Annotated in this window: 15 protein-coding genes; 12 read left to right on the forward strand and 3 right to left on the reverse strand. The window is 66.0% G+C overall.

Features of this window, described 5'->3' with window-relative positions:
- Positions 1 to 19 precede the first annotated feature (19 nt).
- Together Q7V45_RS10020 and Q7V45_RS10025 are read right to left on the reverse strand one after the other, a co-directional pair.
- Entirely contained in the window at positions 20 to 1,372 is a 1,353-nt protein-coding gene (locus Q7V45_RS10020) for an MmgE/PrpD family protein (protein WP_304850948.1), read from the reverse strand.
- A 284-nt stretch (positions 1,373 to 1,656) separates the two neighbouring features.
- Positions 1,657 to 2,262 (reverse strand): class I SAM-dependent methyltransferase, encoded by a 606-nt coding sequence (locus Q7V45_RS10025; protein WP_304850951.1) that lies wholly within the window; start codon positions 2,260 to 2,262, stop codon positions 1,657 to 1,659.
- Positions 2,263 to 2,356: 94 nt separating this feature from the next.
- Here Q7V45_RS10025 and Q7V45_RS10030 point away from each other — a divergent pair, with 94 nt between their 5' ends.
- The 7 genes from Q7V45_RS10030 to Q7V45_RS10060 are packed head-to-tail and all read left to right on the forward strand — an operon-like array spanning position 2,357 to position 9,863.
- Positions 2,357 to 3,376 carry an ABC transporter substrate-binding protein gene (locus Q7V45_RS10030; RefSeq protein ID WP_304850954.1) on the forward strand — a complete coding sequence of 340 codons (1,020 nt, stop codon included), beginning with the start codon at positions 2,357 to 2,359 and terminating at the stop codon, positions 3,374 to 3,376.
- Positions 3,377 to 3,392: 16 nt separating this feature from the next.
- Positions 3,393 to 5,126 carry an iron ABC transporter permease gene (locus tag Q7V45_RS10035; RefSeq protein ID WP_304850958.1) on the forward strand — a complete coding sequence of 578 codons (1,734 nt, stop codon included), beginning with the start codon at positions 3,393 to 3,395 and terminating at the stop codon, positions 5,124 to 5,126.
- Complete coding sequence (locus Q7V45_RS10040) at positions 5,123 to 6,184, forward strand: ABC transporter ATP-binding protein (protein WP_304850962.1); 1,062 nt, start codon at positions 5,123 to 5,125, stop codon at positions 6,182 to 6,184. The genes Q7V45_RS10035 and Q7V45_RS10040 overlap by 4 nt, the downstream gene beginning before the upstream one ends.
- A gap of 22 nt (positions 6,185 to 6,206) precedes the next feature.
- Positions 6,207 to 7,385: a CaiB/BaiF CoA-transferase family protein gene (locus Q7V45_RS10045; RefSeq protein ID WP_304850965.1), complete on the forward strand. Its 1,179-nt coding sequence runs from the start codon at positions 6,207 to 6,209 to the stop codon at positions 7,383 to 7,385.
- Positions 7,386 to 7,387: 2 nt separating this feature from the next.
- Complete coding sequence (locus Q7V45_RS10050) at positions 7,388 to 8,182, forward strand: enoyl-CoA hydratase (RefSeq protein ID WP_304850968.1); 795 nt, start codon at positions 7,388 to 7,390, stop codon at positions 8,180 to 8,182.
- Between the two features lie 11 nt (positions 8,183 to 8,193).
- Positions 8,194 to 9,075, forward strand: a complete 882-nt coding sequence (locus Q7V45_RS10055; protein ID WP_304850970.1) for a phytanoyl-CoA dioxygenase family protein — start codon at positions 8,194 to 8,196, stop codon at positions 9,073 to 9,075.
- Positions 9,072 to 9,863, forward strand: coding sequence for a hypothetical protein (locus Q7V45_RS10060; protein WP_304850973.1), 792 nt, complete (start codon positions 9,072 to 9,074; stop codon positions 9,861 to 9,863). The genes Q7V45_RS10055 and Q7V45_RS10060 overlap by 4 nt, the downstream gene beginning before the upstream one ends.
- Before the next feature lie 170 nt (positions 9,864 to 10,033).
- Here the strand turns inward: Q7V45_RS10060 and Q7V45_RS10065 are convergent, their stop codons facing one another.
- Positions 10,034 to 10,891, reverse strand: a complete 858-nt coding sequence (locus tag Q7V45_RS10065; protein ID WP_304850977.1) for a polysaccharide deacetylase — start codon at positions 10,889 to 10,891, stop codon at positions 10,034 to 10,036.
- 107 nt (positions 10,892 to 10,998) lie between these two features.
- On the opposite strand from Q7V45_RS10065, the gene Q7V45_RS10070 reads away from it, so the two are divergent.
- The 5 genes from Q7V45_RS10070 to Q7V45_RS10090 all read left to right on the forward strand — a co-directional run bounded on the left by Q7V45_RS10070 (position 10,999) and on the right by Q7V45_RS10090 (position 15,306).
- Positions 10,999 to 11,745: a Sir2 family NAD-dependent protein deacetylase gene (locus tag Q7V45_RS10070; protein ID WP_304850980.1), complete on the forward strand. Its 747-nt coding sequence runs from the start codon at positions 10,999 to 11,001 to the stop codon at positions 11,743 to 11,745.
- 62 nt (positions 11,746 to 11,807) lie between these two features.
- The gene (locus Q7V45_RS10075; protein ID WP_304850983.1) at positions 11,808 to 12,815 is read left to right on the forward strand and encodes a TAXI family TRAP transporter solute-binding subunit; all 1,008 of its coding nucleotides are present in this window, start codon (positions 11,808 to 11,810) and stop codon (positions 12,813 to 12,815) included.
- 22 nt (positions 12,816 to 12,837) lie between these two features.
- On the forward strand, positions 12,838 to 13,572 hold the full coding sequence (locus Q7V45_RS10080) for an SDR family oxidoreductase (protein WP_304850986.1): 735 nt from the start codon (positions 12,838 to 12,840) through the stop codon (positions 13,570 to 13,572).
- A 44-nt stretch (positions 13,573 to 13,616) separates the two neighbouring features.
- A complete protein-coding gene (gene eda, locus Q7V45_RS10085) occupies positions 13,617 to 14,237 on the forward strand; it encodes a bifunctional 4-hydroxy-2-oxoglutarate aldolase/2-dehydro-3-deoxy-phosphogluconate aldolase (protein ID WP_304850989.1) in 621 nt (206 codons plus the stop codon).
- A 55-nt stretch (positions 14,238 to 14,292) separates the two neighbouring features.
- A complete protein-coding gene (locus Q7V45_RS10090; protein ID WP_304850992.1) occupies positions 14,293 to 15,306 on the forward strand; it encodes a PQQ-binding-like beta-propeller repeat protein in 1,014 nt (337 codons plus the stop codon).

The raw sequence follows: 15,306 nt of genomic DNA on the forward strand, positions 1-15,306 counted from the left end.
GCGGGGGAGAGGAACTTGATCAATTCCTGGCTGAGGCGCGGACGAGTTCGCCCACGTCGGTGAGGCTGTCGATACGTTCGATGGCATCGTGCAGGCGACGGGCGCCGGCGGCGCCAAGCAACGGCGTCACCAGGCTGTCGAACTTGGTCTCGATCGCGTGGCGCTGCTTTTCGAGGTCGGCCCAGGGGATGCCCGAGTCATGTGTGACCTCGATGGTGGTGCCGTCGTCGAGCTGGATCGCCATTTCGGCCAGAGAATGCGACCAGTGCGGCTGAAACTCGATCGCCATCTTGTCGCGCAGGCCCCGGATGCGCGGCTCCTGCGTCACCGCCTCGTTGTAGGACTCGAGGTTGGCGGTATCGACGCCGGTCAGCGCCATCGCCACGGTCTGGCGCAGCGAGAACTTGGCTTCGAGGCCGGTCGTCGGGTTGGGGATGTTGCAGACCTTGTCGGCGCCGGAGTCGATGCGCAGCAGGATCTTCTGCACGCGCTCCGGCGGGAAGTTGTTCTTCAGCCTGATCTCCTTGGCGCACTCGATGGGCGCGTGCGTCAGGTAGCAGGCCGCGTGGTACTTGAAGAGGTTGTTGCGCAGGTGCCAGCCCGACGGCGGCTCGCCGAGCGCTGCCTCGGCGTTCAGGTGGTCGCTCTGCGACGAAGCGAAGCCCTGGTCGCACTCGAGGGAATCGCCGCGCGCCGTGAAGCCCCTGGCGGCAAGCCGTGCGGCCCGCAGGCCGTGCTCGGAAGCGGTGCCGGCGTGCAGCGGCTTGCACATGGTGCCGAAGTTGGATTTCAGGCCGGCGGCCTGCGTGGCGGCGATGCCAAAGGCCACGGCGAGCTGGCGGTCGTCGAGGCCCAGCATGCGACCCGCGGCGGCCGCGGCCGAGAAGGAGCCGACCGTGCCGGTGACGTGGAAGCCCTTCTGGTAGTGGCTGGGCGACACGAGCCGACCGACGCGGCCCGACGTCTCGTAGCCCGCGACGAAGCTTTCGATGAACAGGCGGCCGGAAGCCTTCATCTGCTCGCCGAGTGCCAGCAGTGCCGGGACGACCGTCACCGTGGGATGGCCGCCCATCGAGAAGTTCACGTCGTCATAGTCCAGCGCATGGCTGGCGGCGCCATTGATCAGGGCGGCCGTCGACGGCAGCACGGTCTCGGAACGCCCGACCAGCGTGGCCGGCCCGCGGGCGCCATCCTCCAGCGCCTCGCTGACCAGGATGCTGGTCAGCTCCTCCTGCGCACCGGCTATGGTGACGGCGAACCAGTCGAGCAGGCACTGTTTGGTACGCTCGACCAGATCGTCCGGCAGATCCTGCCAGGCGAGGGCGGCGGCGCGCTTGGCGATTTCGGCCGTGACCGGAACGACGGCAGCCATGTTTTCCTCCTGAATTTATGGTGCAAGTGTCGGCCACCAGCCGCCGTCTTGTCCACCGTTCGGGCTTTCGCGCATCGATACCGTCCCAGACACAACAAAGCCGCCCGGAGGCGGCTTTGTGCCGACTATCGGTGACCCCGTTACCGGCAGCACCAAGCCATTGCAGGAACGATCCTGGTGGCGGCAACTGCAGAGATCGCCGGCGTCGTGATGGTGTAGTTCACAGGATCACCTCCTTTCGATGTTGATGGGAGGTGGAGCCTCGCATGGCGAGAGCGGGCTGCCTAGGATTTCTTCGCGACGATATGGAAGATGTGCCAGTGCTTGGCGTTGCCGCGCGGCGTGACGCCGTCGGCTTCCTCCTCGTCGAACATCTCCACGTCGAGTCCCTCGAGCAGCGCCAGGGCTTCCTCGCGCGAGACGAAGGTCATGCCGGGACGACCGAACCAGCTGTCGCGCGGGCCGTACCACTGGCCCGAGAAGCGACCGCCCGGGGGGAGGGCCTCGCGGATGCGCTCCCAGGTTCGATGAAAGGCCGCGGGTTCGCAAAGGGGCATGGCGAAGCTCGAGTTCACGAGATGCACGCCGAGCGGGATCGGCACCTCCTCGAGTTGCGCAACGACAGGGGTGACGTCGCTGCCCTCGGGCAGGGGCCGCGCCTGCAATTGCCGCAGCGCTTCGGGCTCCGCATCGACGGCGACGACCTTCCAGCCGCGACGCAGCATCTCGATCACGTCGCGGCCGTCGCCACACCCGAGATCGATGACGTGTGCGTCAGGCGGTGCCTCGCCGAACGCATCGAGCGCCGCGAGCAGCGTCTTGCGGGGAGGGCGGTCGCGAAGCTGCTGATAATAGGCGGCCCAGCCGGCCGATCGATCGCTTTCCGTCATGCGCGTTCTCTGGCTCTCCCGCGCTTGTGGTGGCGCGCGTCGTGTGATCGTATCGCAACCAATAAGTAACGAATCAACGATCCGGGAGGAACTGATGAAGAGGTTGGGAAGCCTTGCGTTGGCCTTGGCTCTTGCTTTTTTGCCGCTCGCGGCGCGGGCCGACCTGAAATCCCTGGCTGAAGCCGCCAAGAAGGAAGGCGAGCTCACCTGGTACGTCGCCCACTACACGTCCGAAGGGGCGGAGGATCTGGGGCGCGGCTTCACCGAGATGTACGGCATCAAGGTCAACGTCGTGCGTACGACGGCGCAGGTCGCCTATCAGCGCCTGCTGCAGGATCTCAAGAACAACCAGACGATCTGCGACGTCTTCTCGTCGACCGACCTCGGCCACTACGCCCGCCTCAAGGCGCAAGGCCGCCTCGAGAAGTACGTTCCGGAGAACACGGCCAAGATCTCGGAAGCCTTCCGGAACTTCGATCCCGACGGCTACTTCCATCCGACTTCCGCCGGTCTGGTCGTGATCACCTACAACACCGCGAAGGTGAAGCCCGAGGATGCGCCCAAGAAGTGGGAGGACCTGCTCGACATCAAGTGGAAGGGCAAGGTCTCGACCGGACATCCGGGCTTTTCTGGCTATGTCGGCACCTGGGTCCTGTCGATGAAGAAGCTCTACGGCTGGCAGTATTTCGACAGGCTGGAGAAGAACAAGCCGCAGATCGGTCGTTCGATCAACGACACGGTCACGGCGCTGAACGCCGGCGAGCGTCAGGTGGCGGCGGGAGCGGACGGCTCGACGCTGTTCAGCGCGGCGCGCGGCAATCCGCTGGCGGTATCCTATCCCAGCGACGGCTCGGTGCTGATCATCGCGCCGTCGGCGATCATGAAGGGCACCAAGCATCCGAACGCCGCGAAGCTCTTCATGGAGTACCTCTATACAATCGAGGCCTCGAAGATCAACGCCAAGCACTTCGGCATCCCGTTGCGTCCGGAAGTGCCGTCGCCTCCGGGCGCCAAGCCGATCAGCGAGATCAAGGTCATTCGTCCGACCGTGGCGGAAGTCGAAAAGGGCATTCCGGAGGTGATCGAGCAGTGGCGCGACACGTTCGGCAACTGAGCGTCGACGCCTGAACATGTCGGCAACGGCTCCGGCGATCGACACGATGCCGGTGCGCCCCGTGCGCGCCAGCCGGTTCGATTCGACCTGGCTTCTGTGGATCGCGATCATCGCGGTCCTCCTGTTCCTGGTGGTGAGCCCGTTCGTCTATCTGGTCATCACCAGCTTCCAGACCGAGGGTACGGGCGAGTTCACCTTCTCGAACTACGCGACGGCCTACGGCCGGGCCCGCTACATCGACGCGTTGTTCAATTCGTTGAAGCTCGGCGCCGCGTCTGCAGCTCTGGCCGGCGTTTTCGCGGTGCCGCTGGCCTGGGCCGTGGCACGCACGAACATGCCCGGGCGCGGCCTCACCCGCATGCTGGTGCTGGCGACCTTCATCACGCCGCCCTACACCGGCGCCGTGGCCTGGATCCTGCTGGCCGGTCCCAACGCCGGCTGGCTCAACCGCTTCTTCATGATGGTTACGGGGGCAGAAGCCGGGCCGTTCAACATCTACAGCTTCACCGGCCTCGCGGTCGTCATCGCGCTCTATTCCTTCCCCTATATCTTCATCTTCACCACGGCGGCGCTCGAGCTGGTGTCGTCGGAGATGGAGGACGCCGCCAACATCCTGGGCGCGGGACCGTGGCGGACCATGCGCAAGGTGACCCTGCCGCTGGCGCTGCCGGCGATCCTGGGCGGCCTGATCATCTGCTTCCTCGAGGCGATCGCCCTGTTCGGCTCGCCCGCCATGATCGCCATACCGGCGCGCTTCAACGTCGTGACGACGCAGCTCTTCCAGTTCTTCGGCAATCCCGTGCGGGTCGAGGTGGCGGCGGCCTATGCCATGCCGCTGCTCGGCGTCACCGTGCTGCTGGTACTGGTCCAGCGCCTGATCGTGCGCCGCAAGGGTTTCGTGGCGCTGACCGGCAAGGGGGGCGAGCGGCGGCCGATCCTGCTGGGCCACTGGCGCTGGGTGGTGTTCGGCTACGCGATGTTCGTGTCGGCCCTCGCGGTCTTCCTGCCGTACATCTTCCTGATCCACTCGGCCTTCGCCAAGGCCTGGGGGCGCGGCTTCCTGCTGGACAACATCACCATCGCCAACTTCCGCTTCATCCTGTTCGAGCACGCGACGGCCGCGCAGTCGGTGATCAACAGCTTCGTCTATGCCGGAATCAGCGCCACGATCGCGGTCTTCCTGACCTTGGGAGTTGCCTACATCGTGGCACGGAAGCTCATCCCATTCGGAGGCGTGCTGGGCTTTCTCTGCGTGGCGCCGTTCGTGATCCCGGGCGTCGTGCTGGCGATCGGCTTCTATGCCGCCTATGCGCCGCCGCCGCTCGCGCTCTACGGCACCGCGCTGATCCTGATCCTGGCCTTCACCACGCGCTTCCTGCCGGTGGGCTACGTCAACGCAAGCGCCGCCATCAACAGCCTCAATCCCGAGATGGAGGAGGCGGTCCGCGTGCTGGGCGGCAGCCGGCTCACGGCGCTGCGGCGCGTGGTGGCCCCGCTGCTCAAGCGCAACCTGCTGGGGGCGTGGCTGCTGATCTTCATTCCGGCGACGCGCGAGCTGTCGGCCGCGATCTTCCTCTATGGCCCCAATACCAAGGTGGCGTCCGTCATGATCTTCGACATGAGCGAGGAGGGGAACTTCGAACGCCTTGCCGCGCTGGCGCTGGTCTTGCAGGTGCTGACCCTGCCACTCCTGTGGCTGGGCCAGAAGGCCCTGGGCCGCGATTTCATGCTGAGGCGTACCGCGACATGAGCAAGCTGGTATTGAAGAACGTCGCCAAGCGCTACGGCGCGTTCGAGGCGGTGGCCAATTTCTCGCTGGAGCTCGCCAAGGGCGAGTTCGTGTCGCTGCTGGGCCCCTCGGGCTGCGGCAAGACCACGACCTTGCGCATGATCGCGGGCTTCATGCCGCCGACTGACGGCAGCATTGAGATGGATGGCAAGCAGATCTCCTCGGCGTCCGGCGTCGTGCCGCCCGAGCATCGCCGCATGTCGATGATCTTCCAGAGCTACGCGATCTGGCCCAACATGACGGTGGGCGAGAATGTCGGCTTCGGCCTGCAGGTCCGGAAGCTGCCCCGTGCCGAGATCGACCGGCGGGTCGACAAGATCCTGGACGTCGTCCAGATGCGCAACCTCAAGGGTCGCTACCCTGCCGAGCTGTCGGGCGGCCAGCAGCAGCGCGTCGCCCTGGCCCGCGCCATCGTCGTGGAGCCCGAAGTGCTGCTGCTCGACGAGCCGCTCTCCAATCTCGACGCCAACCTGCGCGAGGAGATGCGGTTCGAGATCCGCCGCCTGCACGATGAATTCAAGATCACGACGGTCTACGTCACCCACGACCAGTCCGAGGCGATGGTGACGTCCGATCGGATCGTCGTGATGAACAAGGGCAAGATCGAGCAGATCGATGCCCCGCACGTCCTGTACGGACGCCCGAAGAGCCGCTTCGTGGCCGGCTTCATCGGCCGAACGAACTTCATCGAGGGCACGCTCCAGGGAAACGAGGTGCGCTTCGACGGCTTCAGCGCGTCTGCAGCCGCGGTGGAGGGAGCGACCGGCGGCGGCAAGCTCCTCTATTCGCTGCGCCCTCAGGCGGTCGCCTTGTCTGCCCAGAAGCCCGGGGGCGCCGGACTGTCGTTCGAGGCCGAGATCGTCGACCGGTCCTATCTCGGCGAATACTGGGATTATCAGGTCCGTCCTCTGGGCGGGTCCAAGCCGCTGCGCGTCTCGACCGCGCCGACCGCCGTTTTCGAGGTCGGCAGCCGCGTCTGGCTGGAGATCGCGCCGTCCGCCATGGTACGGGTAGAGTAGCCTCCCAACGTAGAGTGAGATCATGACCGCAGGACCGCTAGCCCGATTCAAAGTCCTCGACCTGACGCGCGTGCGCGCCGGTCCCACGGCCGTCCGCTACCTCGCCGACTGGGGCGCCGACTGCATCAAGGTCGAGATGCCACCGTCGGCCGGCGAAATGGACATGGGCGGCCCGCGGCACGGGCCGGACTTCCAGAACCTGCATCGCAACAAGCGGTCGATCACGCTCAATCTCAAGGAGCCGGACGGCAAGGCCGTCTTCATGAAGCTGGTCGAGCAGGCCGACGTGGTGGTCGAGAACTATCGCGCCGACGTGAAGTTCCGCCTCGGCATCGACTATGAGAGCCTGAAGAAGGTGAACCCGCGGATCGTCCTCGGATCGATCTCCGGCTTCGGCCAGGACGGGCCCTATGCCGAGCGCGCCGGCTTCGACCAGATCGCCCAGGGCATGGGTGGCCTGATGATGGTGACCGGCAATCCGGGCGAGGGCCCGATGCGCGCCGGCATTGCCGTTGCCGACGTGGGCGCGGGCCTGCACTGCGCCATCGGCATCCTGATCGCGCTTCTGGAGCGAGAGACCTCGGGGCAGGGCCAGTGGGTGTCCAGCTCGCTGCTGCAGGCCATGATTTCGATGTGCGATTTCCAAGCCGCGCGCTGGACCCTGGCCAAGGATGTGCCCGGCCAGGCGGGCAACAATCATCCCACCTCGATTCCGACCGGCGTCTTCAAGACCAGCGACGGTTACATCAACATCGCGGCGTCGGGCGGGCACATCTACAAGCGGTTCTGCGAGGCCATCGCTTCGCCCGAACTGATGACCGACGAGCGCTTCAGCACCGACAAGGGACGCGCCAAGAACCGCGATGCCCTGAACGACGAGATCAACAAGCGCGTCGTGAAGTACGGCAGCGCCGATCTGGTCGAGAAGCTGAACAAGGCCGGCGTGCCCGCCGGGCCGATCTACAAGATGGACGAGATGTTCGCCGATCCGCAGGTCAAGCACCTCAAGATGGCCCATCCCGTGCACTCGCCCAAGCTGGGCGACATCGAGCTGATCGGCCAGGCCATCAACATGAGCCGCACGCCCTTCGAGATGAAGACGGCGACGCCGGAGCAGGGCGAGCATACAGATGACGTGCTCAAGGAAGCCGGCTTCGACGAGGCAGCGATCGCTGACTTCCGCAAGCGGGGCGTGATCTGAGCATGATCAGCCCGACGCCGAACATGATCGCGGAGAAGGTGGGACCGGTCGGCCGGCTCGTCTTCAACAAGCCGCAGAAGCACAACGCCACCTCGACCGACATGTGGGAGGCGATCCCGGTTATCCTCGACGATTTCGAGAAGGACCCGGCGATCCGCGTCGTGGTCGTCACCGGCGCGGGCGACAAGGCCTTTGTCTCGGGCGCCGACATCTCGGAGTTCGAGAAGGCGCGCAATACGCCGGAGCAGGTTGCCTACTACGACAAGATCGGCGAGGAGGCCAACCGGCGGCTGAACAAGTGCTCCAAGCCGACGATTGCGCGCATCCGCGGCTACTGCATCGGCGGCGGGCTCGCGGTGTCGCTGCTGTGCGACATCCGCATCGCCTCGGAGAACAGCCGGTTCGGCGTGCCGGCGGCGAGGCTCGGGCTGGGCTATCGCGCCAGCGGCCTGAAGATCCTGACCGATCTCGTGGGCCCGTCCCACGCCAAGGAGATCTTCTTCACCGCCCGGCACTTCAATGCGCAGGAGGCCTTCGGCATGGGGCTGGTCACGCGCGTCGTGCCCGATGCCGAGCTCGATTCCTACGTCGACGACTACTGCCGGATGATCGGCGAGAATGCGCCTCTCACCATGCACGCCGCCAAGCGCACGATCGAGGAGCTGACGCGCCTCGACGGCGAGCCGGACTTCGCCCGCCTCAACGGGCTGGTCAAGCAGTGCTTCGATTCAGAAGATTACATCGAAGGCCGCACGGCCTTCATGGAGAAGCGTAAGCCGGTATTCAAGGGACGCTGAGGGAGACGGTCATGGCGGCGCTGACTCAGGAGCAACGCGACGCATTCTGGCGCGACGGGTATCTCATGGTGGAGGACGCCGTCACGCCGGCGCAGCTCGCCGCCCTGAGGGGCGAGATCGCGGGGTGGGTCGAGCAGAGCAGGGCGCACGCCACGCCCTTCGGGCCGCCGACCGTCGACGGCCGCCCGCGTTTCGACATGGGCGCCGAGCACAGCGCGGAAAAGCCCGCGCTGCGGCGCATCAACAACCCGTCCGACATTTCCGACGCCTATCGCGAGGTCATGCTCGACGCCCGCATGGTCGACATGGTGGCCGAGCTGATCGGGCCGGACGTGAAGTTCCACCACTGCAAGATCAACCTCAAGCTTCCGGGCGCGCGGACCGAGGTCAACTACCACCAGGATTTCGCCTATACGCCGCATACCAACGACGACATCGTGACGGCGCTCCTGTTCCTCGACGACGTCGACGAGAGCAACGGCTGCCTCACCGTGGTGCCGGGCTCGCACAAGGGGCCGGTCCTGTCGCTGTTCGAGGGCGAGCGCTTCACCGGCGCGGTCGCGCCCGACGAGGAAAAGAAGGCGCTCGGCCAGTCGATCCCCTGCCTCGGAAAGGCGGGCAGCGTCTGCCTGATGCACACGCGGCTGCTCCACGGCTCGGCGGCCAACGGGGCCGACAAGTCGCGCGGCCTCTACATCTGCGTCTACACCGCCGCCGACGCGGTGCCGATCGCGCGCAACCCGATGCCGAGCCTGAACGAGGGCCGCATCGTGCGCGGCCAGGAAGCCCGCTTCGCCCGGCTCAAGGAGGGGCTGGTGGAACTGCCCAAGCAACCCAAGACCGCCTCGTTCTTCACCGTGCTGGGACAGGATTCCAAGCAGGCGGCCGAGTGAGCGATCCGCTGCCGGCGATCACGGAGGCCGCGGCCACCGGCGAGATCGCCGACCTCTTTGCCGACATCCGCACGACCGTCGGCGTGCGTGTGGTCAATCTCGTGTGGCGCCATCTCGCCACCATGGACGGCGCGCTGCCCTGGGCCTGGGCGGCGGTGAAGCCGCTCTATCTCGCCGGACTGCCCGATGCCGCCATGGCGGTCTTTCATCGGACGATGGAAGTCCCGAAGCTCACCTCGCTGGAAGGCGAGGAGCCTGCCAGCGTCGATGCGGTGCTGGCGAGCTACGACCATTCCAACACGATCAACCTGTTTGCCCTGGGCGCCCTGCGCGCCTGGCTGAACGGCGAAGTGGGTCGCGATGGGACGATCGCGCCGGGCCCGCGCAAGGCGGCGCCCGATCTGGCTCTGCCCAAGCTGGCCTCCGAGGAAGACGTCGCCCCAGAGACGTGGGCGCTGGTCCTGCGCCTCAACAAGTTCGGCGACGAGCCGCAGCCCCTGATCCTGGCCAGCATGTACCGGCACCTGGCGCATGCGCCGTCGTTCCTTCAGCGTGTCGAGACGGCACTGGCCCCGGTCGCTGCCGACGGCTCGCTGCGCAAGGCGATCGTGGACAATCGCAGGACAGCCGCCGCTCTCTCGTCCGACCTCGCGCGGGCAATCTCGGCCGCGCGGCCCGCACAGGCCGTCGAGATCGAGAAGGCCGTCGGCTTGTTCGTCGACCATGCAATCGGCAAGATGGTCACGATCTGCCGCGCAATCCGCGTGGCACGTGGTGGGCTGCGGTAGATCGCTTAGCTCGGATCTGTTCAAGATTCCCGTCGTCTCGACCGGAGCCTCGCGCAGCGAGGCGGAGCGGAGAGACCTTATCTCCACGAATAGCCGGTTACTGGTCGATAGAAGGTCTCTCCGTTACGCGCCTTCGGCGCTCCGGTCGAGACGACGGAGATTTGTATGAGCTACTCCGCTGCCTTGCGCGACGGTTGGTGGCGCATGACCCATTCGCCCATCGCCTGTTCCATCGTCATGAACACCGCACCGCCTTCGATCAGGCGCTGGATCAGCCGTTCCAGCATCATCATGCGGTGTCCACGGCCGATGACGTGCGGGTGGAAGGTGTAGGTGAGGATGCCGAAGTCGGGCTGGACGCGGGTCATGTAGGTGAAGTCGTCGACGAAGTTGTCGAGGACGTTCGTGGCGTTCATCAGCCCCTGCTGAACCGACCCGTTGGGCAGGCGCATGTATTCGAAGTGCGGGAAGTCGTCGAGCGACCAGCTGATCGGCATCTCCAGCAGCGGCGTCTCGCGGCCGCGCACGAACGGCTTCAGCAGCTCGGCGACGTCGCCCTGGCGGGCGAAGTAGCAGTCGTAGTCGTGGCCCATCATCGAGCTGTCGTACTGGATGCCGTGCTTCAGCAGCAGCTCGATCGAGTGGGGCGAGAGATCCCAGGCGGGCGAACGGTAGCCGCGCGCCAGCCGGCCGCTGATGCGCTTGATCGATTCGTTGCCGCGGACGATCTCCTCCTCTTCCTCCTCGCGCGAGAGGGTGACGGGCAGACGGTGCGTCCAGCCGTGATGGGCGAGCTCGTGGCCCGCCTCGACATAGGGCGCCACGGCCTGCGGCGTGCTGTCGATCGTGTGGCCGGGCGTGAAGAAGGTCCCCTTGATGCCATAGCGCTCCAGCAGGGCGACCAGCCGCGGAATGACGACGATGTCGTACTCGCCGCGCGAGATCGCCGTCGGCGAGGTCATGCCGCGGGCGATGAAGCCCGAGAGATGGTCATGGTCGAAGGTGAGGCAGACGATGTGGCGCGGCATGGCGGCGGCTCCGGCGAGAGTTCCCTGAGGGTTTCGGGTCAGCTTAGGCCGGATTGTCGTGCGCGCCCATCGCCGGATGCTATCCTGACGGCCCAGGGAGGAGACTGATGGATGAAGCCGAACGCCTGCGCGAGATGGTCGATGCGGCCCAGCGGATCGTGGCCTTCACGGGGGCGGGGATCTCGACCGAGTCCGGCATCCCGGATTTCCGGTCGCCCGGCGGGATCTGGACCCGCTACAAGCCGATCTACTTCGACGACTTCATGGCCTCCGAGGAGATGCGGCGCGAGTCCTGGCATCGCAAGTTCGCCACCGACGAGACCATGCTGAAGGCCGAGCCGAATGCCGGCCATCGCGCGCTCGCCAAGCTGGTCGAGCAGGGGCGCATGAGCGCCATCATCACCCAGAACGTCGACGGGCTCCATCAACGCTCGGGCGTCCCGGATTCGAAGTTCATCGAGCTGCACGGCAACACGACCTACGCCACCTGCCTGGACTGCGGACACCGTCACGAGCTTGCCCCGATCCGGAGGGCCTTCCTCGAAGGGGGTACGCTGCCGATGTGTGAAAAATGCGAAGGCATCGTGAAGACGGCGACGATCTCCTTCGGTCAGGCGATGCCCGAAGTGCCGATGTTGCGCGCCCAGGAGGAGACGCTGGCCTGCGACCTGTTCATCGTCCTGGGCAGCTCGCTGGTCGTCTATCCCGCGGCCGGATTTCCGCAGCTTGCCCGCCGCAATGGTGCCAGCTTCGTGATCGTCAATCGCGAGCCCACTGATCAGGACGCCGATGCCGATCTGGTCATTCACAAGGAGATCGGGCCGACATTGAGCCGCGCCATCGGTGTGAACTGAACGGCGGTCGTTGCGGCGCAACGTCGGACGCGATTTAATCGCCGAAGAGCAAGGAGACTCCAATGCGGATCAATCGCAGGACAGCGCTGCTGGGCGGCCTCGGCACCGCCGCATGGGGTGCGATGCCTGCCGCGGCGCAGGACATCACCTTCTTCCGCATCGGCACCGGTGCCACCGCCGGCACCTATTTCCCGATCGGCGGCCTGATCGCCAACGCCATCTCCAACCCGCCGGGATCTCGCTCCTGCGCCGACGGCGGCTCATGCGGCGTGCCCGGACTGGTCGCCACCTCGGTCGCCTCGAACGGCTCGGTTGCCAACGCCAACGGGATCGCCGCCGGAACCATGCAGTCGGGCTTCGTCCAGTCGGATGTGGCGTACTGGGCCTATAACGGAACCGGCATCTACGAGGGGCGTCCCAAGGCGGAGGGCCTGCGGGCCATCGCGAGCCTTTATCCCGAGAGCTTCCAGCTGGTCGCCCGCAAGGGCTCCGGGATCAAGTCGGTGACGGATCTCAAGGGCAAGCGGCTGTCGTTGGACGAGCCAGGATCGGGAACGCTGGTCGATGCCCGGCTGATCCTGTCCGCTTACGGGCTCACCGAAAAAGACCTGAAGGCCGAGTACCTGAAGACGCAACAGGCTGCCGACAAGCTCAAGGACGGGCAACTCGACGCGTTCTTCAGCGTGAGTGGCTGGCCGAACGGCGCCATCTCCGAATTGGCGGTGACCTCGGGCATCGATCTGGTCCCGATCGCCGGTCCGGAAGCGGAGGGACTGGTGAAGACGCACAACTTCTTCGCGATCGACGAAATTCCGGACGATGCCTACAAGAACGTTACCGGTGTGAAGACGGTGAGCGTCAACGCGATCTGGGTGACCTCGATCAAGCAGCCTGAGGCGCTGATCTACGCGATTACCGCGGCGCTATGGAATCCCAACACCCGCAAGCTGCTCGATTCGGGCCACGCGAAGGGCAAGGTGATCAGGCTCGAGACGTCGCAGCGCGCCCTGGGCATTCCGCTGCATCCGGGTGCGGAGAAGTTCTACAGGGAAAAGGGCCTGATCAAGTAAGGCCTGCCAGGGGAGAGCGGAAATGCGATTGAAGGGCAAGACCTGCGTCGTCACGGCGGCCGGGCAAGGGATCGGTGCGGCCACGGCGCGGGCATTCGCGCGCGAAGGGGCCAGGGTCTGGGCTACCGACATCGATGCGGGCAAGCTCGAGGCACTGGCCGGTGTTGAGGGCGTCACCGCGCGCACGCTCGACGTGCTCGACAAGGAAGCGATCGGCCGGCTCGCCGCGGAGACCGGCGGCGTCGACGTCCTGTTCAACTGCGCCGGCTTCGTCCATCACGGCACGGTTCTGGATGCCACCGACGAGCAGTGGCGATTCGCCTTCGACCTCAACGTCCGCAGCATGTTCTGGACGATCCAGGCCTTCCTGCCGGGCATGCTGGGCAAGGGCTCGGGTTCGATCGTCAATATGTCGTCTGCCGCCTCGTCGGTGAAGGGTGCGGCACAACGATTCATCTATGGCACGACCAAAGCCGCCGTCATCGGCCTCACCAAGTCGGTCGCCGTCGACTACGTCTCCAAGGGCATCCGTTGCAACGCGATCTGTCCGGGGACGGTCCAGACGCCGTCCCTCGATGAGCGCATTTCCGCGCTGGGCGGCGGCGCCGACGCCCGGCAGTTCTTCCTCCAGCGCCAGCCGACCGGGCGGTTCGGGGCGGCCGAGGAGATCGCGGCGCTCGCGACCTACCTCGCCAGCGATGAGTCGGCGTTCACCACCGGCACGGTGAACGTGATCGACGGCGGCTGGAGCGTTTGACGATGGACAGGCCGGGGGACAGGCCAGGGGACGGGGCTGTGGATATGGCGGCCATCGCCGCGCGCGCGCCTGTCATTCCGGTCCTGACCATCGAGAGGCTCGAGACGGCCGTTCCGCTCGCCCGGGCCCTCGTGAGGGGCGGCCTCCCGGTGCTCGAGATCACATTGCGCACGGCGGCGGCGCTCGAGGCCATTCGGGCGGTTGCCGCCGAGGTGCCCGAGGCACTCGTCGGCGCAGGGACCGTGCTCGATCCGGCCCAACTCGACCAAGTACAGCGTGCGGGTGCGTGCTTTGCCGTCAGCCCAGGGTGCACCGAGGCGCTCGCCAGGGCCGCACGGTCATCCGGCATGCCGTTCCTGCCAGGCGTCCAGACGGTCTCCGAGGCGATGGCGCTCGGGGGGCTTGGCTTCGAGATTCTCAAGTTCTTTCCGGCCGATGCGGCGGGCGGTTTGACATGGATCAAGGCGGTCGGGGCGCCGCTGTCGGGTGTTCGATTCTGCCCCACCGGCGGGATCACGGCAGAGACGGCGCCGGCTTATCTGGCGCTGCCGAATGTGGCCTGTGTTGGCGGCTCCTGGGTCGCCCCGCGTGTCGCCGTGGCAACAGGTGACTGGCAAAGTGTCGAAAGGCTGGCCGCCACGGCCTCGGCCCTCAAACGCCGCTAGCGGAACCTCGGGAAAGGTGCTTCAAGCAAGGCTTCAAGGAGCACCGGCTACCCAAATGAATAGGTTGTCGATCGCGGCGCTGGCGTTTTCGCTTGTGGTGGGCGGGGCAGCACGAGCCGATTCCGTCATCATCCTCAATTCCGACGAAGCGTCCTACAGCATTCTGAGCCGTAGTACGCGCACCGAGGTGGTCCGCCTGCCGGTGGGGCGGGAACCCCATCACCTCGTGCTGTCGCCCGACGGCAAGGATGTGCTCATCGGATCGACGGCGACCAACGAACTCCTCGTTCTCGACTTCAAGACCGGCGAACGCAAGCGGGTCGTGAAGGACATCCTCGATCCCTACCATCTGGCCTTCAGCCCCGACGGCAAGTGGTTCGTCACGGCGGCCTACCGGCTCGACCATGTCGACATCTATCATGCCGACGGATTCCGTCTCGCCGGCCGCATCTTCATCGACGGGCTGCCGAGCCACATGGCCTTCGATGCCGAGTCCAAGACGGTCTTCGTCACCCTGCAGCAGAGCGGGCGGGTCGCCGCCTTCGATCTGGCGACGCAGACGGTCAAGTGGAACATGCCGGTCGGCAATGCGCCGGCGGGTATCGTGATGCTGCCGGACGACAAGCGCCTGCTGGTCGCGCTGACCGGCGAGGACCGGATCGTGACGGTCGATCCGAAGGACGGTTCGGTGCAGGGCACCCTCCAGACGGGCAAGGGGGCGCACAATTTCTGGCCGAAAGGCGATGGCCGTCATTACTTCCTCAGCAATCGCGTCGAGGGCACGGTCTCCCTGATCGACACCAGGGACGAACCCAAGGTCGTCGCCAGTGTCCGCGTTCCGGGCGGGCCCGACTGCATGGACATCACGCCCGACGGACGGGAGCTTTGGGTGACGCAGCGTTTCCTGCGCCGTGTTGCCATCGTCGACATCGATACGATGAAGGTCGTCGGAGGCGTCCCGGTGGGCAAGTCCCCGCATGGCGTCTTCATGATGAAGTCCACGGCGACCGTCACCGCCGGCACCGGCATGCCGGTGCGCGCGGCGTCGACGGCGAGCGACCGCAAGTAG

Source organism: Reyranella sp., assembly GCF_030651995.1.
Classification (GTDB): domain Bacteria; phylum Pseudomonadota; class Alphaproteobacteria; order Reyranellales; family Reyranellaceae; genus Reyranella.

Excerpts from the sequence above, each read along its gene's own strand:
- Q7V45_RS10020 (WP_304850948.1), bottom strand. The coding sequence starts at position 1,372 with ATGGCTGCCGTCGTTCCGGTCACGGCCGAAATCGCCAAGCGCGCCGCC.
- Q7V45_RS10025 (WP_304850951.1), bottom strand. The coding sequence starts at position 2,262 with ATGACGGAAAGCGATCGATCGGCCGGCTGGGCCGCCTATTATCAGCAG.
- Q7V45_RS10030 (WP_304850954.1), top strand. The coding sequence starts at position 2,357 with ATGAAGAGGTTGGGAAGCCTTGCGTTGGCCTTGGCTCTTGCTTTTTTG.
- Q7V45_RS10035 (WP_304850958.1), top strand. The coding sequence starts at position 3,393 with ATGTCGGCAACGGCTCCGGCGATCGACACGATGCCGGTGCGCCCCGTG.
- Q7V45_RS10040 (WP_304850962.1), top strand. The coding sequence starts at position 5,123 with ATGAGCAAGCTGGTATTGAAGAACGTCGCCAAGCGCTACGGCGCGTTC.
- Q7V45_RS10045 (WP_304850965.1), top strand. The coding sequence starts at position 6,207 with ATGACCGCAGGACCGCTAGCCCGATTCAAAGTCCTCGACCTGACGCGC.
- Q7V45_RS10050 (WP_304850968.1), top strand. The coding sequence starts at position 7,388 with ATGATCAGCCCGACGCCGAACATGATCGCGGAGAAGGTGGGACCGGTC.
- Q7V45_RS10055 (WP_304850970.1), top strand. The coding sequence starts at position 8,194 with ATGGCGGCGCTGACTCAGGAGCAACGCGACGCATTCTGGCGCGACGGG.
- Q7V45_RS10065 (WP_304850977.1), bottom strand. The coding sequence starts at position 10,891 with ATGCCGCGCCACATCGTCTGCCTCACCTTCGACCATGACCATCTCTCG.
- Q7V45_RS10070 (WP_304850980.1), top strand. The coding sequence starts at position 10,999 with ATGGATGAAGCCGAACGCCTGCGCGAGATGGTCGATGCGGCCCAGCGG.
- Q7V45_RS10075 (WP_304850983.1), top strand. The coding sequence starts at position 11,808 with ATGCGGATCAATCGCAGGACAGCGCTGCTGGGCGGCCTCGGCACCGCC.
- Q7V45_RS10080 (WP_304850986.1), top strand. The coding sequence starts at position 12,838 with ATGCGATTGAAGGGCAAGACCTGCGTCGTCACGGCGGCCGGGCAAGGG.
- eda (WP_304850989.1), top strand. The coding sequence starts at position 13,617 with ATGGCGGCCATCGCCGCGCGCGCGCCTGTCATTCCGGTCCTGACCATC.
- Q7V45_RS10090 (WP_304850992.1), top strand. The coding sequence starts at position 14,293 with ATGAATAGGTTGTCGATCGCGGCGCTGGCGTTTTCGCTTGTGGTGGGC.